The organism is Methylocystis sp. Sn-Cys, from assembly GCF_016745395.1.
In the GTDB taxonomy this organism is placed as follows: domain Bacteria; phylum Pseudomonadota; class Alphaproteobacteria; order Rhizobiales; family Beijerinckiaceae; genus Methylocystis; species Methylocystis iwaonis.
Genome location: NZ_JAERVJ010000008.1, coordinates 104,310 through 126,825 on the forward strand (window position 1 = coordinate 104,310; position 22,516 = coordinate 126,825).

At 61.7% G+C, this 22,516-nt stretch carries 18 protein-coding genes; 15 read left to right on the forward strand and 3 right to left on the reverse strand.

All coding sequences use genetic code 11. The annotated features are described in order from the left end of the window. Nucleotides 1-22: 22 nt before the first annotated feature. Complete coding sequence (pqqA, locus tag JJT62_RS19640) at nucleotides 23-388, reverse strand: pyrroloquinoline quinone precursor peptide PqqA (protein ID WP_370568568.1); 366 nt, start codon at nucleotides 386-388, stop codon at nucleotides 23-25. A 115-nt stretch (nucleotides 389-503) separates the two neighbouring features. On the opposite strand from pqqA, the gene JJT62_RS15315 reads away from it, so the two are divergent. The 8 genes from JJT62_RS15315 to JJT62_RS15350 all read left to right on the forward strand — a co-directional run bounded on the left by JJT62_RS15315 (nucleotide 504) and on the right by JJT62_RS15350 (nucleotide 13,808). Next, nucleotides 504-1,616: a formylmethanofuran dehydrogenase gene (locus JJT62_RS15315; RefSeq protein ID WP_202073644.1), complete on the forward strand. Its 1,113-nt coding sequence runs from the start codon at nucleotides 504-506 to the stop codon at nucleotides 1,614-1,616. Continuing rightward, nucleotides 1,610-3,244: a formylmethanofuran dehydrogenase subunit A gene (locus JJT62_RS15320; protein ID WP_202073645.1), complete on the forward strand. Its 1,635-nt coding sequence runs from the start codon at nucleotides 1,610-1,612 to the stop codon at nucleotides 3,242-3,244. Before JJT62_RS15315 ends, JJT62_RS15320 begins: the two co-directional genes overlap by 7 nt. After that, nucleotides 3,232-4,140: a formylmethanofuran--tetrahydromethanopterin N-formyltransferase gene (fhcD, locus tag JJT62_RS15325; protein ID WP_202073646.1), complete on the forward strand. Its 909-nt coding sequence runs from the start codon at nucleotides 3,232-3,234 to the stop codon at nucleotides 4,138-4,140. Before JJT62_RS15320 ends, fhcD begins: the two co-directional genes overlap by 13 nt. After that, nucleotides 4,137-4,946, forward strand: coding sequence for a formylmethanofuran dehydrogenase subunit C (locus JJT62_RS15330; protein ID WP_202073647.1), 810 nt, complete (start codon nucleotides 4,137-4,139; stop codon nucleotides 4,944-4,946). Before fhcD ends, JJT62_RS15330 begins: the two co-directional genes overlap by 4 nt. A 12-nt stretch (nucleotides 4,947-4,958) precedes the next feature. After that, nucleotides 4,959-5,231: a hypothetical protein gene (locus tag JJT62_RS15335; RefSeq protein ID WP_246744932.1), complete on the forward strand. Its 273-nt coding sequence runs from the start codon at nucleotides 4,959-4,961 to the stop codon at nucleotides 5,229-5,231. Between the two features lie 120 nt (nucleotides 5,232-5,351). Next, the gene (putA, locus tag JJT62_RS15340; RefSeq protein ID WP_246744933.1) at nucleotides 5,352-8,429 is read left to right on the forward strand and encodes a bifunctional proline dehydrogenase/L-glutamate gamma-semialdehyde dehydrogenase PutA; all 3,078 of its coding nucleotides are present in this window, start codon (nucleotides 5,352-5,354) and stop codon (nucleotides 8,427-8,429) included. A gap of 179 nt (nucleotides 8,430-8,608) precedes the next feature. Continuing rightward, nucleotides 8,609-9,124 carry an Hsp20/alpha crystallin family protein gene (locus tag JJT62_RS15345; protein WP_202073648.1) on the forward strand — a complete coding sequence of 172 codons (516 nt, stop codon included), beginning with the start codon at nucleotides 8,609-8,611 and terminating at the stop codon, nucleotides 9,122-9,124. Between the two features lie 670 nt (nucleotides 9,125-9,794). Continuing rightward, on the forward strand, nucleotides 9,795-13,808 hold the full coding sequence (locus JJT62_RS15350) for a Pls/PosA family non-ribosomal peptide synthetase (RefSeq protein ID WP_202073649.1): 4,014 nt from the start codon (nucleotides 9,795-9,797) through the stop codon (nucleotides 13,806-13,808). A gap of 22 nt (nucleotides 13,809-13,830) precedes the next feature. Here the strand turns inward: JJT62_RS15350 and JJT62_RS15355 are convergent, their stop codons facing one another. Then, a complete protein-coding gene (locus JJT62_RS15355) occupies nucleotides 13,831-14,436 on the reverse strand; it encodes a hypothetical protein (RefSeq protein WP_202073650.1) in 606 nt (201 codons plus the stop codon). Nucleotides 14,437-15,090: 654 nt separating this feature from the next. Between JJT62_RS15355 and JJT62_RS15360 the strand changes: the two genes are divergently transcribed. The 7 genes from JJT62_RS15360 (at nucleotide 15,091) to JJT62_RS15390 (ending at nucleotide 21,916) form a co-directional block, all read left to right on the forward strand. Further along, nucleotides 15,091-16,761 carry an EAL domain-containing protein gene (locus JJT62_RS15360; protein WP_202073651.1) on the forward strand — a complete coding sequence of 557 codons (1,671 nt, stop codon included), beginning with the start codon at nucleotides 15,091-15,093 and terminating at the stop codon, nucleotides 16,759-16,761. A gap of 331 nt (nucleotides 16,762-17,092) precedes the next feature. After that, nucleotides 17,093-17,335 carry a hypothetical protein gene (locus JJT62_RS15365; RefSeq protein ID WP_202073652.1) on the forward strand — a complete coding sequence of 81 codons (243 nt, stop codon included), beginning with the start codon at nucleotides 17,093-17,095 and terminating at the stop codon, nucleotides 17,333-17,335. A 100-nt stretch (nucleotides 17,336-17,435) separates the two neighbouring features. Next, nucleotides 17,436-18,239, forward strand: coding sequence for a cytochrome c oxidase subunit II (locus tag JJT62_RS15370; RefSeq protein ID WP_202073653.1), 804 nt, complete (start codon nucleotides 17,436-17,438; stop codon nucleotides 18,237-18,239). Nucleotides 18,240-18,265: 26 nt separating this feature from the next. After that, nucleotides 18,266-20,029 (forward strand): cbb3-type cytochrome c oxidase subunit I, encoded by a 1,764-nt coding sequence (locus JJT62_RS15375; protein WP_202073654.1) that lies wholly within the window; start codon nucleotides 18,266-18,268, stop codon nucleotides 20,027-20,029. Next, the gene (locus JJT62_RS15380; protein ID WP_202073655.1) at nucleotides 20,026-20,730 is read left to right on the forward strand and encodes a cytochrome c oxidase subunit 3; all 705 of its coding nucleotides are present in this window, start codon (nucleotides 20,026-20,028) and stop codon (nucleotides 20,728-20,730) included. Before JJT62_RS15375 ends, JJT62_RS15380 begins: the two co-directional genes overlap by 4 nt. 15 nt (nucleotides 20,731-20,745) lie before the next feature. Next, entirely contained in the window at nucleotides 20,746-21,471 is a 726-nt protein-coding gene (locus JJT62_RS15385; protein ID WP_202073656.1) for a heme-copper oxidase subunit III family protein, read from the forward strand. A 52-nt stretch (nucleotides 21,472-21,523) separates the two neighbouring features. Beyond that, nucleotides 21,524-21,916, forward strand: a complete 393-nt coding sequence (locus JJT62_RS15390; protein WP_202073657.1) for a cytochrome C oxidase subunit IV family protein — start codon at nucleotides 21,524-21,526, stop codon at nucleotides 21,914-21,916. A gap of 50 nt (nucleotides 21,917-21,966) precedes the next feature. On the opposite strand, the gene JJT62_RS15395 is transcribed toward JJT62_RS15390, so the two are convergent. Beyond that, complete coding sequence (locus JJT62_RS15395) at nucleotides 21,967-22,389, reverse strand: universal stress protein (RefSeq protein WP_202073658.1); 423 nt, start codon at nucleotides 22,387-22,389, stop codon at nucleotides 21,967-21,969. Nucleotides 22,390-22,516 lie beyond the last annotated feature (127 nt).

The window sequence follows — 22,516 nt, forward strand, 5'->3', positions numbered from 1 at the left end:
AAGCGACGATTCTCGCGAATTCTTAGATTTCAGCCGAAGAGTAGCTGGTGACTTCCATGCCGACGCAAACTTCGACGATCACAGGGGTGGTCCAGGCCATGTCGATATCCTCCGAATTGGAACTCTGACGGCTGCTTCCCGCTCTTGTTGGCCGTTTGATCGGCTGGGGCAGGTTCGAGCTCGGCGAGAGCATTATCATGATCGATGGGGCCGTGCAATTGACCTTATGGCCCCGCTTGCGGCAAGGCTGGCGCGGCGGCAGACCTCGCTCCTTATGTGTTCTGCAGAGATGTGACGTCCAAGCGTCTCGACATGGCGCGTGACGGCTGCTAGGTACAGCGCGCTTTCGAAACGGGCGCGTGCAATCCGGCCGAAGGCCATCATTCATAAGCCTTAGAGCCTTCCTCACGCCACTGGCGGCGAGAGAATCGCTCGGGCCCGCGCGGCGCCGGCCGCGCGACAAGGACAACAACCGCGACCAGCGGAACGGGGCAGGGAATCGGATGAGCAAGGCGACGCTCGACGGCAAAGCGATTGCGCTCGAAGACGCCTATAAAGAGGCGGCGCGCATATTGAGCCGCGCGAATTTTCCCCTCGTCGCAGGTCTCGGGGCGGACGTTCCCGGCGCCCGCGCGGCAATCCTTCTCGCCGAGCGGCTGCGCGGCGCCTTCGACCATCTGGCCTCGGGGGATTTGCTGGCCGATCTCGATGTGAAGCGGTCTTTCGGCATGTTCACCACCACGGCCAATGAGGCGCGCGTGCGCGCCGATGTCGTCGTGCTCGTCGGACCCGGCCTCACGAAACAATGGCCTGGCATGCTGGAGCGTCTCGCGCTCGATCAGGCCCCGCGTCATGGCTCGCACGCCGGAACGCCGCGCAAGGTCATCTGGCTCGGGCCGGACGCGAGCGAGGTTAACGCAATCGCCGGCGCGACAGTCATTCCGGCGAATTTGCAGGAAATCTCCGGCGCCCTCGGCGTCTGGCGCGCCCGCGTCGGCGGCCGCCCGGTCAATGCCGATCGGATCGACGCCGCCAAGCTCGAGCGGATCGACGCCCTTGCGCAGACCTTGAAGAACGCCAAGTTCGGCTGCTTCGTCTGGGCCGCCTCCGCCGGCCTCGACGCCCCGACGATCGAGATGATGCAGGCGCTCGTCACCGACCTCAACGTCACGACGCGCTTCACCGGCGTGCATATCGGCGCCCGCGCCGGCGCGTCCGGCGTGACGCAAGCGGCGGGCTGGATGACGGGCTTCCCGCCGCGCACGGGCTTCGGCCGCGGCTATCCCGAGCACGATCCCTGGCGCTTCGAGGCCACGCGCCTCGTCGACAGCGGCGAGGCCGACGCCGCGCTGTGGATTTCCGCTTTCGACGGCGAGGCGCCGTCGTGGTCACGCCCGGATATTCCGCTCGTCACTCTGGCCCCCGCCGGCGCTGCGCCGGCGCGCGGGCTTTACATCGAAGTCGGCCAGCCCGGCGTCACCCATGACGCCGTGCTCATGGCCCAGGAGACCGGCGGCCTGACGCTGCGCACGGCCACGGCGCCGTCCGACGCGCCGACGGTTGCTCACGTCATCGACGCCCTCATGGCGAATGTTTCGGAGGTCGCGCCTTGCTGACAGTTTTGCGTGGCGGCCATGTCGTCGACCCGGCAACGGGCAAGGACGGCGTCGGCGACGTCTGGTTCGAAGACGGCCGCATCGTCGCGCCCCCGGCCGGGGGCAAGGCCGATCAGGAGATCGATTGCACGGGCCATATCGTCATGGCCGGCGCCATCGACATTCACTCGCACATTGCCGGCGGCAATGTGAACACCGCGCGCCTGCTGCTGCCTGAGCTGCATCGCGGCATTCGCGCGCGTCTCGCCAATACGCCGCTCTCGACCGCCAAATGGTCGACCTATGAGACCGGCCGGCTCTATGCACAGATGGGCTTCACGACGGTCGTTGAGCCGGCGATGGCGCCGCATCACTCGCTGCAGACGCATTTCGAGCTCAACGACGTCCCGATCCTCGATAAGGGCGCGTTGACGGTTCTCGGCAACGACGACTTCCTGCTGCGCCAGATTCGCGCGGGCGAGCCTGAGAGCGCGATCAACGACTATGTCGCGACGACGGTCGCCGGCACCAAGTCGCTCGGCCTCAAATGCATCAATCCGGGCGGCTGCGAGGCCTTCAAGGAGAATATGCGCGCCTATGGGCTCGACGACGAGGTGCCCTTCTACGGCCTCACCTCGCGCAAGATCTTCCAGTCGCTGCAGAAGGCGACGCAGGCGGTGGGCATCCACCACCCGCTGCATCTGCACATGAACAATCTGGGCATCGCCGGCAATATCCAGACCGCGCTCGACACGATCGACGCGGCGCAGGGCCTCCCGCTGCATCTCGCCCACATCCAGTTCTACGCCTATGGCAAGGAGGGCAATAACGCCTTCTCCTCCGCCGCCGCGACTTTCGCCGAGAAGATCAACGCCAATCCGAATGTCACGGTCGACGTCGGCCAGGTGATGTTCTCGCAGACGGTGACGATCTCCTCCGACGTGCTGAAGCAGTTCAACAGCATGCCGGGCGGGATCCCGAAGAAGGGCGCGATCTTCGACGGCGACGCCAACGGCGGCGGCATCGTGCCCTACAACTACAAGATCTCGAACTATTACAACGCCATCCAATGGGCGGCGGGTCTCGAGCTGTTCCTGCTCATCAAGAACCCCGAGCAGGTCTTCTTCACCACCGACCATCCGAACGGCGGCCCCTTCACTGCTTATCCGGAGCTGTTCGCGCTGCTGATGAGCGCCGAGCTGCGCGAGCAGGTGATGTCGCGGCTGCCGGCCGAGGCGCTGCAGTTCACGACGCTGCCCTCGCTCAAGCGCGAATACACTTATTATGAGCTCGCGCAGATGAGCCGCTCGGGCGCGGCCAAGCTCTTCGGCTTCACGGATCGCGGTACGCTTGCGGCCGGCGCCGTCGCCGACGTTGCGGTCTATAAGGAGAGCCGCGACAAGGCCGGCATGTTCCGCCGCGCGGCTTACGTCTTCAAGGACGGCGACCTCGTGGTGAAGGACGGCGAGGTGTCGCATTACAAGCGCGGCAAGACGCTGCACATCAGCCCGCGCTTCGACAACAACATCAACAAGCGGCTCGATAGCTACTACGAGGAGCTTTACGGCCTGCCGCGCGGCATCTTCGACGTGCCGGACGCCGCTCTGCCGCACAAGGACGCCTTTGCGGAGGTCGCATGCAAGGAATAGTTCGCAACGGCGTTCGCATCGACGAGAGTTTCGCCGAAGCCTTCCCGATGAGCGGGACGGGCATTCTCATCACCGGCCCGAACGCCAAATGGGCCATGATCGCCGCCAAGACCATGACGGGCTTCGCGACCTCGGTCATCGGCTGCGGCTGCGAGGCCGGCGTCGACTGCGAGGTTTCGCCCGAAGAGACGCCCGATGGGCGCCCCGGCGTGCGCGCGCTGCTGTTCGCCATGTCGTCGAAGGACGCTGAAAAGCAGCTCGTCAACCGCCTCGGCCAATGCGTGCTGACCTGCCCGGGCTCGGCGGTCTATTCGACCGTCAAGGGCGAGTTCGAGATCAAGGTCGGCGACGCCGTGCGCCAGTTCGGCGACAAATGGCAGATGTCCAAGGCCATCGACGGGCGCCGCTTCTGGCGCATCCCGGTGATGGACGGCGAGTTCTTCTGCGAGTCGAAGGTCGGGCTGACGAAGAAATCCGTTGGCGGCGGCAATCTGCTCGTCATGGGCGCGGATTGGGAATCGACCATGCGCGCGACGGAAGCCGCCGTGGCCGCGATCGACGCCGTGCCGGACGTGATCCAGCCCTTCCCGGGCGGCATTGTGCGGTCGGGCTCCAAGGTCGGCTCGCAATATAAGGGCATGGGCGCCTCCACCAATGACGCCTATTGCCCGACTCTGCGCGGCGTGACCAAGAGCGCGCTCGATCCCGACGTCGGCTGCGTGCTCGAGATCGTCATCGACGGCCTGACCGACGCGGCGGTTTCCAACGCCATGCGCGCCGGATTGAAAGCGATCATCGAGATGGGCCCGGAGAAGGGCGCCAAGCGCGTCGGCGCCGGCAACTATGGCGGCAAGCTCGGCCCGTTCCACTATCATTTGAAGGATTTGCTGCCGTGAAGCCCTTCACCTTCACGCTCCGCCAGGAGCCGCCGCAGCGCGTCGACCTTTCGGCGCTCACGCCCGACCGCCTCGCCGGCAAGTCGCTCGCCGACATCGAGAAGATCGAGATCGGCACGACCCGCGCCTCGACCAAGGTCGGCGATGTGTTCAAGCTCGCCGAGGGCGATCTCAAGAACATCCGCTACGAGGGCGGCTCGGCGCGTTTCGATCTGATCGGCGCCAAGCTCCTGCCGGACTTCGCCATTCACGTTGAGGGCGACGTCGGCCTGCAACTCGGCCGGCTGGCCAAGGGCGGCAAGATCACGGTTTCGGGCAGCGCCGGGGCCTATGCGGCCTCGGGTAATGAGGGCGCCCATATCGAGATCAAGGGGGACGCGGGCGAGCTGCTTGCGGCGCCGCTTGCCGGCGAACTCGCCGGCATGTCCGGCGGCCGCGTCGTGGTGCGCGGCAAGGCAGGCGCACGGGCGGGCGACCGCCTCCGCCGGGGCATTTTGATCATCGAAGGCGACGCTGGCGAGGATTTGGGCTCGCGCCTCATCGCCGGCACCATCGTGGCGCTGGGCAAGACCTCGGGCCGCGTCGGCTATCTCAACAAGCGCGGCTCGCTCGTTTTGGCCAACCGCCCGGAGATTGGCCCGACCTATATCGACTGCGGCCCGCATATCCTTACGTTTGCGCGGCTTTTCGCCCGCGGGCTGAAGACGGACAGCGAGGCGGCGGCGGCGGTTCTCTCGGCGAAGCTGCAGCGCTACGGCGGCGATACGGCCGTCTACGGCAAGGGCGAAATCTTGACCCCCGCCTGACCGGCATTACCCTTGCTTAGAGTTTGTGCGCCGCCGAATTCGGCGGCGCTCACGCAAGGGGTGTTGCCGATGAATTTCGTCGAACTCATCCTCACAGTCTGCACGCTCGCGCAGCCGAACGCCTGCGACGAGCGCCGGCTCATGCTCGAATCCGCCACGGGCTCGACGAGCAATTGCATGATGCAGGCTATGCCATACATCGCTCAATGGTCGGGCGATCATCCCAATGTGCAGGTCACCCGCTGGCGCTGCGTCACGCCCGGCGCCGAGGGGGACAAGATTTAGGAGACAGGCCGTCATTGCGAGCGAAGCGAAGCAATCCAGGGCCGCCCCCACTATCCTGGGTCGCTTCCGCCCCGCTTCTCGCAATGACGGCCGGAGACTCCCATATGCCCTGATAGAGGCATGAGGGAGCTGCCCATGGTCGAGCCGCCGCCTTTCGCCGCGCCCTATGCGCCGCCGGACGAAGCCTTCGCCGCCGCCTTTCTGGCAGACCGTCCGGACGCGTCTTTGCGCGCAGCAATCGACGCCAAGGCGCTTGCGCTCGTTCGCGGCATGCGCGCCGAGCATAGCGCGCTCGGCGGCGTCGAGGATTTCCTCCATGAATTCTCGCTCTCCTCCCGCGAGGGCCTCGCCGTCATGGCCCTTGCCGAGTCACTCCTGCGCGTGCCCGACGACGCCACCGCCGACCAACTCCTCGCCGACAAGCTCGCCGCAGGCGATTTCTCGCATCATGAATCCGCTTCCGATACGCTGCTCGTGCAGGCCTGCGCCTTTGCGTTGGGCTTTTCGGCGCGGCTTGTGGGGCCCGGAAAAGACGAGAGCGCCGAGCCGCGCGGACTCGTCGCCGATCTCGCGCGCCGCCTTGGCCTCCCCACTTTGCGCATCGCCGCGCGGCAGGCGATGCGGCTCATGGGCGCGCATTTCGTTTTCGGTGAGACGATCGACGATGCGCTGTCGCGCGCGAAGGGGCGGCGGGAGAGATTTTCCTTCGACATGCTCGGCGAAGGCGCGCGCAGCGCCAAGGACGCGGAGCGCTATTTCGACGCTTATGCCAGCGCGATAGAGGCGATCGGCGCGCGCGCGGGCGATCGGGTTTTGCCGGACCGCCCCGGAATATCCGTCAAGCTCTCAGCGCTGCATCCGCGTTACGAAACCATCTCACGCGATCGCGTCCTAAAGGAATTGCCGCAACGCGTGCTCTCCCTCGCGCGTCTCGCCAAAGCGCGCGACCTTGCTTTCACCATCGACGCAGAAGAAGCGGACCGCCTCGAGCTTTCGCTCGATGTGATCGCGCGCGTCGTCGCCGATCCGTCGCTCGCCGGCTGGAATGGTTTCGGCCTTGCCGTGCAGGCCTATCAAAAGCGCGCCGGCGCGGTGATCGATTACATAGCCGCGTTGGCGGAAAGCTATGGTCGCCGCTTCATGCTGCGCCTGGTGAAGGGCGCCTATTGGGACAGTGAGATCAAACGCGCGCAGGAACGGGGCCTCGCCGATTATCCGGTCTTTACCCGCAAGGCGATGACCGATCTCAATTACGACGCGCTCGCAGCGGGTCTGCTTTCCCAGCCACGGCTCTATCCGCAATTTGCCACGCATAACGCCCGCAGCGTCGCGGCGATCCTTGCGCGCGCCGGCGCGCGCAAGGATTATGAATTCCAACGCCTGCACGGCATGGGCGACGCGCTTTATGCGGCGCTGGCGCAAATGAGCGACGCGCCGGTGCGTATTTACGCGCCTGTCGGCCCGCATCGCGATCTGCTGGCCTATCTCGTGCGGCGATTGATCGAGAATGGCGCCAACTCGTCTTTCGTCGCGCGCGCGGCCGATCCGCAGACGCCGGAAGCCGCGCTCGTCGAAGATCCGCATGAAAGGATTGGCGACGCCGCGCAGGCGCGCCATCCGCGCTTGCCCTTGCCAGCGCAAATTTATGAGCCGCTGCGCGCCAATTCGAAGGGCGTTGAATTCGGCGACAAAGCGGCGCTCGCTGCTTTGCTCGATGAACGCGACGCCGCGCGCCTTTCACTGGAAGCGCGGCCGAGCGTCCCCGGGAAGAATGCGGCTCGGGATGTCTTATCTCCCATCGACGGCGCTGTGGTCGGGCAAGTGACCGAGACGGACCCCGACGGCGCGCGCGCAATGATGGCCAATGCCGCGAGCGCATTTCCGCACTGGAATGCGACACCCGTGGAGACGCGCGCGCAAAAACTGGAGCGCGCGGCGGATTTGATCGAGGCGCGGCGCGGCGCCTTCATCGCCCTCTTGCAAAGTGAAGCGGGCAAGACCCTCGACGACGCGCTCGCCGAAATTCGCGAAGCGGCGGATATGTGCCGCTACTATGCTTCCGAGGCGCGGCGCATCAGCAACGAGATCAGGCTTCCTGGTCCGACGGGCGAAGATAATCGCCTGCGTTACTCCGGGCGCGGCGTTTTCGTCTGCATTTCGCCGTGGAACTTTCCTTTGGCGATCTTCCTGGGGCAGGTTGTGGCGGCGCTCGTCACGGGCAACACTGTGGTCGCCAAGCCTGCCGAGCAAACGCCCGTTGTCGCGGCCTTGGCGGTCACCCTTCTTTACGAGGCGGGCATTCCGCGCGACGCCCTGCAATTGGCGCCGGGCGCGGGAGACGTCGGCGCGGCGCTGGTCGCCGACCCCCTCACGGCGGGCGTCGTCTTCACCGGCTCCCTGGAGGTCGCGCGCCATATCAACCAATCGCTCGCCGCCCGCGCGGGCGCCATTGCGCCGCTGATCGCCGAGACCGGCGGCGTCAATGCGATGATCGTCGACTCGACGGCGCTGATCGAGCAAGTGGTCGACGATGTGTTGGCCTCCGCTTTTCGTTCGGCAGGCCAACGCTGCTCGGCGCTTCGATTGCTGTGCCTTCAGGAGGAGATCGCGCCCACGGCAATCGAGACGCTCATTGGCGCGACAAAGGAATTGCGCATTGGCGATCCGCGCCGGCTCGGCGTGCATGTCGGCCCGGTGATCGACGCCGACGCGAAGGCAAAGCTCGATCGCTATCTCGCTGTTCAAAGGGAGGCCGGGCGCCTGTTTTATGCGGGCGAGGCGCCGACGCCAGGATACTATGTCACGCCGCATATTGTGCGGCTCGATCGCGTGGCGGATTTGCGCGAGGAAGTCTTCGGCCCGGTTCTGCATGTCGTCACTTGGTGCGCGCGCGATTTTGACGCCCTGCTGCGCGAGATCGAGGCGAGTGGCTATGGGCTGACCTTCGGCTTGGAGACGCGCATCGAGGAGCGCATTCGCGATGTGGCCACGCGGGCGCCAGCGGGAAACGTCTATGTGAACCGCAATATGATCGGCGCCGTCGTCGGCAGTCAGCCTTTTGGCGGGTTTGGCCTCTCCGGCACGGGGCCGAAGGCAGGCGGGCCGGACTATCTGCGGCGCTTCCTGCTGGAGACGACGGTGACGGTCAATACGGCGTCCTTCGGCGGCGATGCGGGTCTGCTGTCACTCGAAGAGTGAATGCGAGCCTGAAGGCTCTCGGTCCGGAGCGCGGGCCTTCAGGCCCGCATCCTCCGCGACAATTTGTTCCCACGGCTTCGCTTGAAGATGGCGCTGGCCCCGACGATTTTTTTGTCGTCGAGACGTGCGAACGTCGCTCAAAAAAGTTGGAATTGGTCATTCACCTTAGGGAGGCCGTGATGGCTCAAGAGCAGAATGCGCCCGTGAAGAAAGACAATGGATCTTCTCTCGTTTCTCCCGATTTTTGGGACTGGCGCCCCTTCGAGGCGCTGCGCCGCCAGCTCGACCGCTTCTTCGACGAGGCGCCCGTGGCGCGGCGGACCGGCGAGGTCGAGCCTTTCGACCGCTTCATGGGCTGGGGCGCGCCCCCCGTCGACTTCGTCGAGCATGACAATGAATATGAAATGACCGCCGAGCTTCCCGGCCTCGACGAGAAGGACGTCGAAGTGAAGCTCGTCAACGGCGCCCTCGTCATGAGCGGCGAAAAGAAGGTGGAGCGCGAGGAGAAAGGCGAGGGCCGGTTCTTCTCGGAACGCCGTTACGGCGCCTTCAAGCGCAGCTTCCGCCTGCCGGACAACGTCGATCCCGATAAGATCTCCGCCAACTTCGAGAAGGGCGTCCTGAAGGTCACGCTGCCGAAAAGCGCGCAGCCAAAGTCCGAAGAGAAGAAGATCGACATCGCCGCCCAGAAATAAGCGGTAGGCGCAACGAACCCGATCGCGACACCGGGGGGTTCTGGTTCTTGCGCCAGGCCCCGGTGATCTTGGTGTGATTGCGCCTGTGTTCGGCTGTTGGGCGCCGATCTCATAATCTCTGGGCTCTACCGCAAGCCTCGGTCCGAATGACGTTCAAGGTTGGCCGCGTTTGCCGCTGCCGCGCTTCTCCAGAACGCAGCGCCTGATCGCCTCCTCCTTCTCGCGCCCGCGAAGAGTGGCGATCTTAGGCTCGCGCTTGCACTCGCCCCAGAGACGTCGTGCGGCGATATGTAGCTCGAAACAATGGCGTAGCTCTTTGCTCGCATTCGAGTCGGCGACCTGATCCCGGCAACGGCGGTGGATGCGGCGCGCCTCGAATTTGGACAAGGAAGGCCCAGACTGCTGGCGGTCCGCCTGCACGTCCCCGGGGCGTTCCGCTCGAACCTGCTCGGCCTGAGGCGCCGCCAGGCTCGTTTGAGGCGCGCCAACAGCAAAGATGAAGGTCGCTAGAAGACAAGCTCGCGCCAGCCGATTCGCTTTTAAACGCTGTTCTGTTTCTGCATGCTCAAACGGTAGCTCTTGCATAGCGTCCCCGCTCGCCTTAGCAACGGATGATAGCGCGTCTGGGCCCCAAGGGCGCGCGAATGCTCCACGATAGGTTCCGCAAAGTATGAATGATAGGCCTTTCGTCTTGGGGACTGCCAGGACTGTTCAATCGGCCGCGCCAGGCTTTTCTGTCGCCCTGGGAACAAAAGCCGAATTCCTGCTTCGCGACGAGTTGCTCTGCGAGATTTTCGCGGAAACGGCGAAGCGCCACCCAAACGCCAATGCTCTGAAAAGCTTACGTCATTCCATCAGCTATCGGGAGCTTGACGTCCGATCGGACGCCCTCCGCAGAGGGCTGCTCGCCCTTGGCGTCGGTCCTGGCGGCGTCGTCGGTCTTTGGATGGCGCGCGGGACCGAGGCCCTCATCGCGCAGCTCGCCATCGCAAAGACCGGCGCCGCATGGCTGCCATTTGACGCCGAAGCGCCAGTCGACCGTATCGCCGCCTGCCTGGAGGACGCCGAAGCGCGTTTCTTGCTCACCAGCCCGGAATTCTCCGCCAAGGCTTCTGGCCATCTGCCTGCTCAGCTCGTCATCGCCTCGGAGGCGAGCGTCGAAGGAGACGATCGGCTTCCAACAGCAAGAGAATTAGGCGCGACGCCAGAGCATCCCGCCTATTTTATTTACACGTCAGGGTCCACCGGAAAGCCTAAAGGCACAATAATCACCGGCAGGAATATTTGCCATTATCTGCGCTCCGCGAATGAAATCTACGGATTTTCCTCTTCCGACGTGACCTTTCAAGGCGCGTCCCTCGCCTTCGATCTGTCGATGGAGGAGATTTGGGTCAGCTATCTTTCGGGGGCGACGTTGTTTGTCGCGACCGCCGAGATTCTCGCTGACCTCGAAACTTTGCCGGCCGTTTTAGAGCAGGCGGGCGTCACCGTGCTCGATACGGTTCCGACTTTGCTGAATGCGCTCCCGCGCGACGTTGCGACGCTACGGACGATCATCCTCGGCGGCGAGGCCTGCCCTCCGAGCGTCGCGGAGCGCTGGTCGCGCGACGGCCGGGTTATCTACAACAGCTATGGCCCCACGGAAGCGACCGTCGTGGCGACGATCGCCGAGGTCCGCCGTGGCGAAGCCGTGACCATCGGCAAGCCCATCCCGAACTATTCCTGCTATGTGGTCGACGAGACGCTCGCTCTGCTACCTCCCGGCGCAGAAGGCGAGCTTCTGATCGGCGGGCCGGGGGTCGCGAAGGGCTATCTGAAGCGAGATAGCCTCACGGCCGAGAAGTTCATCGACAATCCTCACTATGATGGCGGCCTCGATCCTATCCTGTATCGTTCCGGCGACGCCGTCATTCTGAATGAGTCCGGCGACCTCGTTTTTCGCGGGCGTGTCGACGATCAGGTCAAGATACGCGGTTTCCGCGTCGAGCTCGGGGAAATCGAAGCCGTCATTGCCTCGCACGTCGATGCGCGCCAGACGGCGGTCGTGTTGCGGAACGACACTGGCCTCGACGAGCTTGTCGCTTTCATTGTGACGGACGCGCCATTGCCGAGCGAACGCGAGTTGCGCGTCGCGCTACGCAAGGCGTTGCCGTCCTATATGGTCCCGTCGCGGTTTGAGGCGATTGCGTCTTTGCCGGTGCTGACGTCGGGCAAGGTCGATCGCAAGAGCCTCCAGGCCATGCCGCTGTCGCAGCAGTCGGCGCCGGACGACGAGCAGGACGAGCCGCGCAACGACATCGAGGCGCGTCTCCTGGACGCGGCAAAACGGGCGCTATCGACTCCGACGGTTCCGCTCGAAGCGGATTTTTTCATGGATTTGGGCGGGCATTCGCTCCTTGCCGCGCGCTTTGTCTCCATCGTTCGAGAAACGCCGAGTCTGGCGTCGATCACTTTGCACGACTTGTACGCGCATCGGACGTTGCGCAATCTCGCCGTCCATCTGAGGGAGAATGCAAAAGAGTCCGTTAAGGAGTTGGCCTTCGAGCCGCCGCCACTCAAACGGCGCGTTCTCTGCGCTTTGGCGCAGCTCGCGATCCTGCCGTTTCTCTTGTCCATCTCGGCGGCCCAGTGGCTCGCCATCTTCATTTCTTACACGCTGATTACCCCGGTCAATGCAAGCTTCGTGGACGAGGCGTTCAGCCTGTTCGGCATCATTCTCTCCATCACTGTATCCACCTTAGTCATCTCAATTGCAGGAAAATGGCTGGTCATCGGGCGCACCAAGCCGGGCCGGTATCCACTCTGGGGCTTCTATTTCTTTCGCTGGTGGCTTTCCCAGCGGCTGCTGGGGCTCAGCAACGCAAGGCTGCTGCAAAACTCGCCGCTGATGCCCTTGTACCTCGCCGCGATCGGCGCAAAGATCGGCCGGGACGCGCAGATCAGCGATCTCGAGGCTGGCGCCATCGACCTCATATCGATCGGCGCGGGCGCGTCGCTGGGCTCCAAGCTCAAGATCGCCAACGCAAGGGTCGAAGGAAACGAGCTTGTCATCGGACCGGTCGAGATTGGAGCGGATGCGTATATCGGCACGGGTTGCGTGATCGAGGAGGGCGTCTTCATCGGCGACGGCGCAGCGCTCGAAGATCTGACGTCCTTGCCCGCCGGATCGCGCGTCCAGGCGAATGAGATCTGGGACGGCTCGCCCGGCCGGCGCATCGGAGCCGTCGATCCTGAGGCGCTCGAAGCGCCAGCTCAGGCGACGATCGTCCGGCGCCTTGCGGTGACTCTGATTTCCGCGGCGTTGGCGCTTTTTCTGCCGATCATCGGTCTGCTGCCGATTTTTCCGGCCTTCTGGGCGTTCGATACGATCGAAGCCGCCATGAAGTTCTCGGAGTCGGAGTACCACTATTACCTGGCGGCCATTCCCCTGCTTGCATGGCCGACCGCCTTCGTCCTGGTGTTGGCGACGATCGCTCTGGTCGCCATTTTCCGCTGGACGGTGCTGCCGCGCGCGGCGGCGGGAAGATATTCGGTTTGGTCGGCGTTCTATCTGCGTCGCTGGGCCGTTTCCCTGGCGACGGAGGTTGCCCTTGAAACGCTGTCGTCGCTTTACGCGACGCTTTACATGCGCACTTGGTACCGGCTCATGGGCGCCCGTATCGGCAAGGGTTCCGAAATCGCCACCAACCTTGCCGGCCGTTACGATGTCGTCTCTCTTGGCGAAAACTGCTTCATCGCCGATGAGGTCGCGATCGGGGACGAAGACATCCGCAGAGGTTGGATGCATCTTGAGCCAGTCGCGGCGGGCGATCGCGTGTTCGTCGGCAACGATGCCGTCGTGCCGCCCGGCGCCACACTGCCGTCGGACGTCCTTATCGGCGTCAAATCCAAGCCGCCGGCGGGACAAAAGGTCGAAAGCGGCGACACTTGGTTCGGCTCGCCGCCGATACTGATGCCGGCGCGCCAGAAACTGGATTCCGCAGATGTGGCGCTCACCTTCAATCCGACGCGGTTGAGACGGTTTGGCAGGGCCGCTTATGAAGCGCTCAATATCTCCTTGCCGTCGATGCTTTACATCACGCTCGGCACCTGGGCCGTCGAAATCTTCGGCGATAAGCTGATCGCCAAGGACTACCTCGGCTTCGCCGGCCTCTTCATTCTGGCCTCGATGGTGATCCCCTTCGCCGTGATGCTCGTCGCCGCGGGTGTGAAGTGGACGACCATGGGACGCTACAGGCCTCAAGTGCGGCCAATGTGGTCCTTCTGGGCGATCCGCAATGAGACCAGCACGGTTTTATATTGGGGAATGACCGGCCGCATTTTGCTCGACTATCTGCGCGGAACGCCGTTCCTACCCTGGGTTTTGCGGGTGTTCGGCGCAAAATTCGGCAAGGGCGTCTATATGGACATGACCGACATCACCGAATTCGACTGCGTGAAAGTCGGCGATTACTGCGCGCTCAACATGGGCAGCGCGCTGCAAACGCATTTGTATGAAGATCGGCTGATGAAGATCGGGTCGATCGAGGTGGGTAAAGGCGTGACCTTGGGCTCAGGATCGACCGTCCTCTATGACACCCATGTCGGGGATTATGCGCGCCTCGGTCCGCTGACGGTCGTTATGAAAGGCGAGACGATTCCGCGCGCCTCGGAGTGGGTCGGTTCTCCCGCCGAGCCTGCGTGATCGTCATCGTCACAAGCCGCGCTCAATTTTCGACGATCCCCTTGGCCACGAGGAAGGCCGCCTGAAACGCGAGGACCGTATCGAGACAGTCGAGGAATATCTGAGGGCCGCTCGCTGTCGGCGCGTGAAAGACGAGCGAGACAGCGGCGCCGGCAAGCGCAACCGCCGCAGAGTTCCGGGCGGAAAGCCAAGTCGCCATCATCAAGCACTCCCTCGACTTTCGAAATTTGAACAGCAAAGCCGCTTCCAGGATTGCGCCGGTCGCAAAGACCAGGGCGGAAAACGGCGTATCGACGGAAACGTCGTGGCCTCTGCGGGCAATTTCGCTCCAAACGTCGTAGGAGCCCTGACAGCCGGCGGCCGTAAGGACCAGCGAGAGCATAAAGGCCGCCGCTCGTTCGTAAAAGACGCTCCTTCCAAAAGAGATCGCGACCAAGCCGTAAATCGCGCAGTCGTAAATCCAGGAAGCTCCATCCTCGAAATACTTCCCCGAGGCGGAAAGCCAATCGAAGGCGACGCTCGAAACGCTCATCGTAAGCGCCAGGATGGAGATCAGTCGAAGCGCCTTCAGAAAGCGCTTGCCACTGTCTGACTCTCGAACGCTCGCCGTCTTCAAGGTTTCCGCCATCGGCAGCTTCCTCGGCTCTGCGCTATGGAGCGCCTCCAATCAGAGACAACGCGGACTCGTTCGACTCGCGTAGAACGCGCCCTGGCTTTTGAAGCTGCGCGCTTTCTCATCGCTCGGATGACTCCATGCGAGCGGAAAGCACGCTACACATACGCCTGCTTTCGCCTCAAGCAAGCCTGAGGCCACTATCCTTGCGCCGGACGCCCGTCTGGCCATCCTGCCTCCGGTGACGGCCCCCATGGCCCTGAAACGATCATAGAATGACAGTTGGGAAGCTGCGACCTTTTTGATGACGACAAGATGCTTGGGACGTTTCGCAAAGTTCAAAGTCTGGCGATGCTGCGCATGCGTTGCACGCTCAAGTTGAAATTGGCCTGTGCCGTGTGCTTAATTGTTTCATCGTGGCTGTATCTAATTTGGAGACAGCGTAAATGTTACGCTTTATTACCCTATCTGGCTGGATTCTTCTCTTCTGCGCTTGGTTGAAAGCACGTTTTTAAGCCTCGATTAAGTCATTCTGAAAATGATGCGCGCGTGTTTCGTCGACCTGGGCCAGGGTCGAGGATGAAGCCGCCATATCAATACCCGCGCTCGATCGAGCTATCTCGATCCAGGCGCCGCCATATTCGATAAAACTTGAGGAAACTATAGACGATGTCCCAGACCCAGGTTTTTCTCGACGCCATCATAAACAACCTTCCCATGATGGTCACAGTGGTCGACGCGAACACGCAGAAGTTTGTGCTGGCGAATAAAGCGACGGAAAAGGTATTTGGAACGCCGAGCGCCATCATCGGAAAAACGCTGCATGATTTGCTCCCGCGCGAGAGGGCGGACGAGTTTGCCTTAAGGGACCAGGCCGTTATCAAGTCTGGAAAAGCTGTAACTTTCGAATGTGAGTATGAAACAGAAACAAAATTGAGCCTGTTTGCGACATTGATTCCGCTGTTCGACGAAAAGCAAAATCCTCAATATCTTCTCAGCATTTATGAGGATGTGACCGAAAAGCGCAAGGCTGAAAATGATATCATATACCTTGCGCATCATGACTGTCTTACCGGGATCGGCAATCGCGCGACCTTCTACGCCAATTTGAAGGAATCATTTTCTTACTATCAACATGGCGGCATATTCGCGCTCGTCTACCTCGATCTCGACGACTTCAAATCGATCAACGACACTCTTGGGCATCCGGTGGGAGACCTCGTGCTCGTTTCTGTCGCCGAGCGGCTGCGAAAAATTATTCGCGAGCCGCACCACATCGCGCGCCTTGGCGGCGATGAATTCGCGATCATCTTCAATGGCGTTCCAAGCGTCGACGCGCTTCATGCAGCAATCGATCGAATTGTCTCGGCGATTGCGGCCCCTATCGAGACCTGCGGCAGTCAAGTCATCACGACGGCGTCGATCGGCGTCGCGATCGGGCCCGACGATGCGAGCGATCCCGACGCATTGCTCAGAAACGCGGACATCGCACTTTATTGCGCAAAAAAGGAAGGCGGCAATACGCAGCGCTATTTCGATGTGCAGATGCTGAAGGACTTCAACGCCCGCCACGCTCTCGAGAACGATCTACGGCATGCGCTCGAGAACAACGAGCTGAAGCTTTATTACCAGCCGCTCGTCGGTCTCTCGGACGGCCGGGTCAATGGTTTCGAAGCGCTGATGCGCTGGGACTCGCCCACGCGCGGACTCGTCTCTCCGGCGGATTTTATCCCGCTGGCGGAAGAGACAGGTTTGATCCGCAGCATCGGCGCATGGGCGCTCAAGCGCGCATGCCTCGACGCGGCCGATTGGCCCGAAGACGTCGGCGTTTCCGTGAATATTTCAGCCTGCCAATTCCGCGATCAATCTATTCTGCTCGATGTCGCGGCGGCGCTGGGCGTTTCGAATTTGAGACCGAGCCGGCTCGAACTCGAAATCACCGAAAGCGTTATGCTCTATAATACAGAGGACACCATCGCTATTCTCGAAAAGCTGAGACATATCGGCGTGAAGATAGCCATGGATGATTTCGGGACCGGATATTCGTCTTTGGCCTACCTCACGAAATTCGCCTTCGACAAGGTGAAGATCGACCGCGCCTTCGTCAAGGGGGTTGCTGAAAATCCAGACTGCTTGGCGATTATACGCGCCATCACCGGCTTGTGCGAAAGCCTGAACATACCCACGACCGCCGAGGGCGTCGAAACCGAGGATCAGCTCCAATGGCTCCGCGCCGAGCGGTGTGACTCGGTGCAGGGCTATCTCCTGGGGCGTCCCAAGCCGCTAGAGGCGGTTGAAAAAATCCTGGCTTGCGACGGCAAGCGCGAGGCCGTCGCGTAAAGTAGGGCGCGACTTTTCATGGCCGGATCATACTATCTCCGGTTGAACAGCTCGCAGTAGCGCTTGTCATTCCCGGCGGACTGAAAGTCCGACCGGGAATCCAAAGCCACAAAAGCGCTGGTTTGCTCTGGATTCCGATCGCTCGCTCGAGCGAGCGTCGCCAATGACAGCGAACCAATCCCGCGGATTTTGCATCAGTTCGCAGGACCGACCCACCCGCATGTTGGCCACGGGGCGCCAACAAGGAATTTAGCGCGACCACGGCAAGGACCTTTCATGCGCGCTCCCGCGTTACGCAGGGAGGCAAGCGTCAAAAAAGGGAGCTGCAGCCATGGTCGCGGTGGAAAGTCTCTATCTCCTCGCGCTTCTCAGCGCATTCGTCGGTTTGATTGCGCTCCTTGTCTTAGCCGGGCCAGAGATTGCGCGGCCCGCCAGCTCGAAAAACTTCCTGGCTGGCGTGATCCTCACCGCGGCGATCGTGTCTGTCGGATCGTTCTTTCTTTACGCCTTGAGCCCCCACGCTGGCGCACGCTCCGTCTATAGCGCGACTTTGGCGCGGCCGGCGCAGATTTAACGGAAGGGTTAGAAGGCAGGCGCGCGGCGCGCAAGCTCATTGCCGCAGCGCCTGTCGAACCTAATTGTTGCGAGTAGGCTCTCGTGAAAGGTCACGGCGGATGCTGGTCGCTTTGATTATGGCCCTTGTTGTCGTCGGCTCGCTTGTCTTTCATTTTCTAAGCCCCTGGCGACCAACTCAGATAGCCTCCAACTGGGGCTTCATCGACGATACTCTGTCGCTGACCTTCATCGTGACGACCATTGGTTTTGTCGCTGTCATCCTGTTCATGTCCTACTGCCTGTACAGGTTTCGCCACCAATCGGGGCGGCGCTCCACTTACGAGCCCGAAAACCGAAGGCTCGAGCTTTTGCTTGGCGGAATAACCACCCTCGCCGTGATCCTCTTGCTTGCGCCAGGGCTTTCGGTGTGGGGGAGTTTTATCACGCCGCCAGAGGGCGCGATGGAGGTAGAGGCGGTCGGCGCGCAATGGAGCTGGAGCTTCCGCCTGCCCGGGGCCGATAATCAATTCGGCGCGACCGACGTCCGCTTTATCGACGCGGCCAATGCTTTGGGAGTCAATCCCGCTGATCCGAAAGGACGCGACGACCTCATTATCAGCAATGGCGAGTTGCACCTGCCGGAAGGCAAGCCGGTCAAGGTGCTGTTGCGCTCGATCGACGTCTTGCACGACTTTTACGTGCCGGAGCTTCGCGCCAAAATGGATCTCGTGCCGGGCATGGAAACCTATTTCTGGTTCACGCCAACCAAAACCGGGCAGTTCGAAATCCTTTGCGTCGCTTATTGCGGCATTGGCCACGCGCAAATGCGCGGCGCGCTTTTTATCGATTCCGAGAGTGACTATCGCAATTGGCTGGCGGCGCAAAAGAGCTTTGCGCAGTTGCGCAAGACAGAGGCTTTTTGAGGCGCGTCGGGGGAGGGGGATCGACCATGACCGATGTCTCGATAGAGGACGACGGCGTTCCAACCCAGGAGGTCGAGGACGTCGAGCTCTACCACGCGACGTCTTGGCTGACGAAATACGTCTTTTCACAAGACGCCAAGGTCATCGCCATTCAATATGCCTGCACGGCGATCGCGATCGGGCTTGTTGCGCTCGTGCTGTCGTGGCTGATCAGATTGCAGCTCGCCTTTCCCGGCGCCATCCCCTTCATCGACGCCAATGTCTATTACCAGGCCGTCACCATGCATGGCATGATCATGGTGGTTTATATGCTCACCGCGATCTTCCTCGGCGGTTTCGGCAATTACCTCATTCCCCTCATGGTCGGCGCGCGGGACATGGTGTTTCCCTTCGTCAATATGCTGAGCTATTGGGTGTATCTGCTGGCGACGCTCGTCCTCGCGGCAAGCTATTTCGTTCCCGGCGGGCCGACCGGCGCCGGCTGGACGCTCTATCCGCCGCAAGCAATTCTTACCGGAACCCCTGGCCATGAGTGGGGCATCATATTGATGCTCTCGTCGCTCATTCTCTTCATCGTCGGCTTCACGATGGGTGGCCTCAATTACGTCGTGACGGTGCTGCAGGGCCGCACGCGCGGCATGACGCTCATGCGCATGCCGCTCACTGTTTGGGGCATCTTCACTGCGGCGGTAATGGCGCTTCTTGCCTTCCCGGGTCTGTTCGTCGCCTGCGTCATGTTGTTGCTTGATCGCACGCTCGGCACCAGCTTTTTCGTTCCGGCGATTGTGGAGATGGGCGAACGGCGCGACTACAGCGGCGGCAGCCCGATCCTTTTCCAACATCTGTTCTGGTTCTTCGGGCACCCAGAGGTCTATATCGTCGCGCTGCCCGCTTTCGGCATGGTTTCCGATCTTATCAGCGTCCATGCGCGCAAGAATATTTTCGGCTATCGCATGATGGTCTGGGCGATTCTGGCGATCGGCGTTCTGAGCATGGTGGTCTGGGGCCACCATATGTATGTGAGCGGCATGGACCCGATCTTCGGCTTCTTCTTCGCCGTCACGACACTTGCCATCGCCGTGCCGACAGCAATGAAGGTCTATAATTGGGTGGTGACGCTCTGGCGCGCCGACATCCATTTTACGACGCCGATGCTCTTCGCGCTGGGTTTTCTCGTCACATTCGTCAATGGCGGAATCACGGGTCTTTATCTCGGCAATGTGATCGTCGATGTTCCGCTCTCGGCGACGCTGTTCGTCGTCGCGCATTTCCATATGGTGATGGGCGTCGCTCCCATCCTGGTGATCTTCGGCGCGATCTACCACTGGTATCCGAAGATCACAGGCAGATTGATGGACGAGCGCTTGGGCAAAGTCCATTTCTGGATCACCTTCCTCGGCGCCTATGCCGTGTTCTTCCCGATGCATTACCTCGGGCTTTCCGGCGTCCCGCGCCGGTTTTTCGAGATGGGGGACGCCGCCTTTCTCCCGCACTCGATCGTCGGGCTGAATATCTTCATGACAATCATGGCGCTGATCGTCGGCTTTGCGCAATCCATCTTCTTCTACAACGCTCTCAGCAGCCTCAAGCATGGCGTGCTCGCCGGGGGCAATCCCTGGCGCGCGGCGTCGCTGGAATGGCAGACGCCGGAAACCCCTCCGGGTCACGGCAATTGGGGCAAACAGCTCCCCATCGTTTATCGCTGGCCTTACGGCTACAGCATCCCCGGCGCTGCGGAAGATTTCGTGCCGCAGAATGCGCCGCCGCAGAGAGGAGAAGATGCGACATGAGCGTCATGGGGCTCTTTTTCATCTGCGTCTTTTCGGTGGCGCTCATCTATCTGTGGCGCGAGGGCGTGTTGGAGGCGTCTTGGCTGCAAGAAGGCGAGATAGCAGCCTATCGCGCCAATGGCGGCCGCCCGCCCAATGCGGCGAAGACCGGCCTCATCGTCTTTCTGGCGGTGGCTCTCTGCCTGTTCTCGTTGCTTTGCGCGGCCTTTTTCATGCGGATGGGCTCGTATGATTGGCTCTCGCCGCCTTTGCCCGGCATTCTTTGGTTCAACACAGCCGCTCTCATCGCCGCGAGCGGCGCCCTGCATGTCGCGAGCGCCGCGCGAAAGACAGCGGCTCGGGAGCGAATGAGATATGCGCTATCCGCCGGCGCCGTTGCGAGTCTGGTTTTCCTGTTCGGGCAGCTATGGGCCTGGCGCGACATGATCGCAGGCGGCTTCTACGCGTCGCAGAATCCCGCCAATGCTTTCTTCTTTCTGCTCACGGGCGCCCACGCGCTACATTTGCTGGGAGGGCTCGCGGTCCTGTTCTGGACGATCGCGCAAGCGTCGCGGAAGGAGGCGGAGAATGCTTTGGCGGGGACGGTCGAACTTTGCGCCATCTACTGGCATTTCCTGCTGGCCGTTTGGTTGCTCCTTTTCGCCCTGCTCGTGGGATGGGCGGACACGCTCGGCGTCGTGTGCCGCCGTCTTCTTTCGTGATCGAAGGATCGTCGCATGTCAGTCGAGTCTGTGGGACAAAAGACGGCGGTGGAGGCTCAACGGCCGAGCGGCGTGAGCGGCGTCGTCGCGGATTGGTCCTCGGATCAGCGCTCCTTCAAGAGCGCGTCCTGGGGAAAGACGATGATGTGGATTTTCCTCGTCAGCGACACATTTATTTTTAGCTGCTTTCTCGTTTCCTACATGACCGTCCGCATGTCGACGACGGTTCCCTGGCCGAATCCCAGCGAAATCTTCGCGCTCGACATCGGCGGAAAGAAAATCCCGCTCATCCTCATCGCCATCATGACCTTCGACCTGATCACAAGCTCGGGCACAATGGCGATTGCCGTCAATTACGCTTATGCGCGGGAGCGTCGGAAGGCGGCGCTGATGATGCTGGCGACAGCTTTCTTCGGCGCGACCTTCGTCGGCATGCAGGCGTTCGAATGGACCAAGCTTATCCAGGAAGGGGTGCGCCCTTGGGGCAATCCCTTCGGCGCCGCGCAGTTCGGCTCCTGCTTTTTCATGATCACCGGCTTTCACGGCTTCCATGTTTCGATGGGCGTGATCTTCCTTCTGATTATTGCGAGATCCGTCTGGCGCGGCGACTATGATCGGGCGAAGCCTGGATTTTTTACGGGCCGCCGGGGCCGGTACGAGATCGTCGAGATCATGGGGCTTTATTGGCACTTTGTGGATCTGGTCTGGGTGTTCATTTTCGCCTTCTTCTATCTCTGGTGAGCGGCGACGAATTTCCGGGAGGAGCAGGGAAATGGAAGCGGCTGGTGATAAAATGACAGCTCTCGCGCACGCCTCGTCCGCCAAATCGCGTAGCACGCCGGGCGCCGCCGTTCATGGCCAACAGCACCCGATCGCACTCTATCTACTGGTCTGGGTCTTGCTGTTCGTTTTGAGCGCCTGCTCCTATTTGGTCGATTATTTCAATTTCCACGGCGAGCTTCGTTGGGGATTGATCATTCTGTTCATGCTGCTCAAGGCCGGGCTGATCGTCGCGGTGTTCATGCATATGGCGTGGGAGCGCCTTGCGCTTGTCGCCGCAATTCTTGTTCCGCCGCTCGCCGTGCTCGTTTTTGTTGGAGCGATGGCGCTCGAAGGCGGTTACACGAATATTACGCGGCAGGTCTTTTTTGCGGCGGCAACGCAACCGCGCGCGGTCGAGCATTGACGCGCATTTCGCCCGCACGGTCCCGCGAGCAAAAAGAGCGCAAAAGCGCTCTAGCGCAGCACGAGAACCGGGCAGGCCGCATGCCGCACGATCGCGCTGGCGTTCGAGCCGATCAGAAAGCGGTCCATGTCGGGGCGATGCGAACACAGCAGGATAAGGTCGGCGCCCCAGCGCCCCGCCTCCGCCAGGACGGTTTGATACACCGGCCCGAATAGCAGCACTGTGGAAATGCGCTCAGCCGGGCGATCGATATTGGCCGCGACCTGCGCTAATTCGCTCTCGAAACCCCGCCTTATATTCTCGTCGAAATCGCGAGGGAGATAATCGATCAGCTTGATCGGCGTGAGCGATTGCACATTGATCAGACGAATTTCCGCGTCGAAAGCTTTGGCGAGCGTTTCGGCGTAATCCACCGCCAGCTTTGTCATCTGAGGCTCGGCAAGATCGAGCGGGACGAGGAGCCTTGTGAGCATCGCGAATGTTTCCCGATCAGAGCGCATTCCGCAAAAGGTAATAGACTTTTGCGATAAGAATGGGCTCCAGCTTTGTGACTCTGCGCGCTTTCTCATCGCTCGCATGATTCCATGCAAGCGAAAGGCG

What these genes read in the sequence shown, in the direction of transcription:
- pqqA (WP_370568568.1), bottom strand. Translation starts at nt 388, where the DNA reads ATGAATGATGGCCTTCGGCCGGATTGCACGCGCCCGTTTCGAAAGCGC.
- JJT62_RS15315 (WP_202073644.1), top strand. Translation starts at nt 504, where the DNA reads ATGAGCAAGGCGACGCTCGACGGCAAAGCGATTGCGCTCGAAGACGCC.
- fhcD (WP_202073646.1), top strand. Translation starts at nt 3,232, where the DNA reads ATGCAAGGAATAGTTCGCAACGGCGTTCGCATCGACGAGAGTTTCGCC.
- putA (WP_246744933.1), top strand. Translation starts at nt 5,352, where the DNA reads ATGAGGGAGCTGCCCATGGTCGAGCCGCCGCCTTTCGCCGCGCCCTAT.
- JJT62_RS15345 (WP_202073648.1), top strand. Translation starts at nt 8,609, where the DNA reads ATGGCTCAAGAGCAGAATGCGCCCGTGAAGAAAGACAATGGATCTTCT.
- JJT62_RS15350 (WP_202073649.1), top strand. Translation starts at nt 9,795, where the DNA reads ATGAATGATAGGCCTTTCGTCTTGGGGACTGCCAGGACTGTTCAATCG.
- JJT62_RS15355 (WP_202073650.1), bottom strand. Translation starts at nt 14,436, where the DNA reads ATGGCGGAAACCTTGAAGACGGCGAGCGTTCGAGAGTCAGACAGTGGC.
- JJT62_RS15360 (WP_202073651.1), top strand. Translation starts at nt 15,091, where the DNA reads ATGTCCCAGACCCAGGTTTTTCTCGACGCCATCATAAACAACCTTCCC.
- JJT62_RS15365 (WP_202073652.1), top strand. Translation starts at nt 17,093, where the DNA reads ATGGTCGCGGTGGAAAGTCTCTATCTCCTCGCGCTTCTCAGCGCATTC.
- JJT62_RS15370 (WP_202073653.1), top strand. Translation starts at nt 17,436, where the DNA reads ATGCTGGTCGCTTTGATTATGGCCCTTGTTGTCGTCGGCTCGCTTGTC.
- JJT62_RS15375 (WP_202073654.1), top strand. Translation starts at nt 18,266, where the DNA reads ATGACCGATGTCTCGATAGAGGACGACGGCGTTCCAACCCAGGAGGTC.
- JJT62_RS15380 (WP_202073655.1), top strand. Translation starts at nt 20,026, where the DNA reads ATGAGCGTCATGGGGCTCTTTTTCATCTGCGTCTTTTCGGTGGCGCTC.
- JJT62_RS15385 (WP_202073656.1), top strand. Translation starts at nt 20,746, where the DNA reads ATGTCAGTCGAGTCTGTGGGACAAAAGACGGCGGTGGAGGCTCAACGG.
- JJT62_RS15390 (WP_202073657.1), top strand. Translation starts at nt 21,524, where the DNA reads ATGACAGCTCTCGCGCACGCCTCGTCCGCCAAATCGCGTAGCACGCCG.
- JJT62_RS15395 (WP_202073658.1), bottom strand. Translation starts at nt 22,389, where the DNA reads ATGCTCACAAGGCTCCTCGTCCCGCTCGATCTTGCCGAGCCTCAGATG.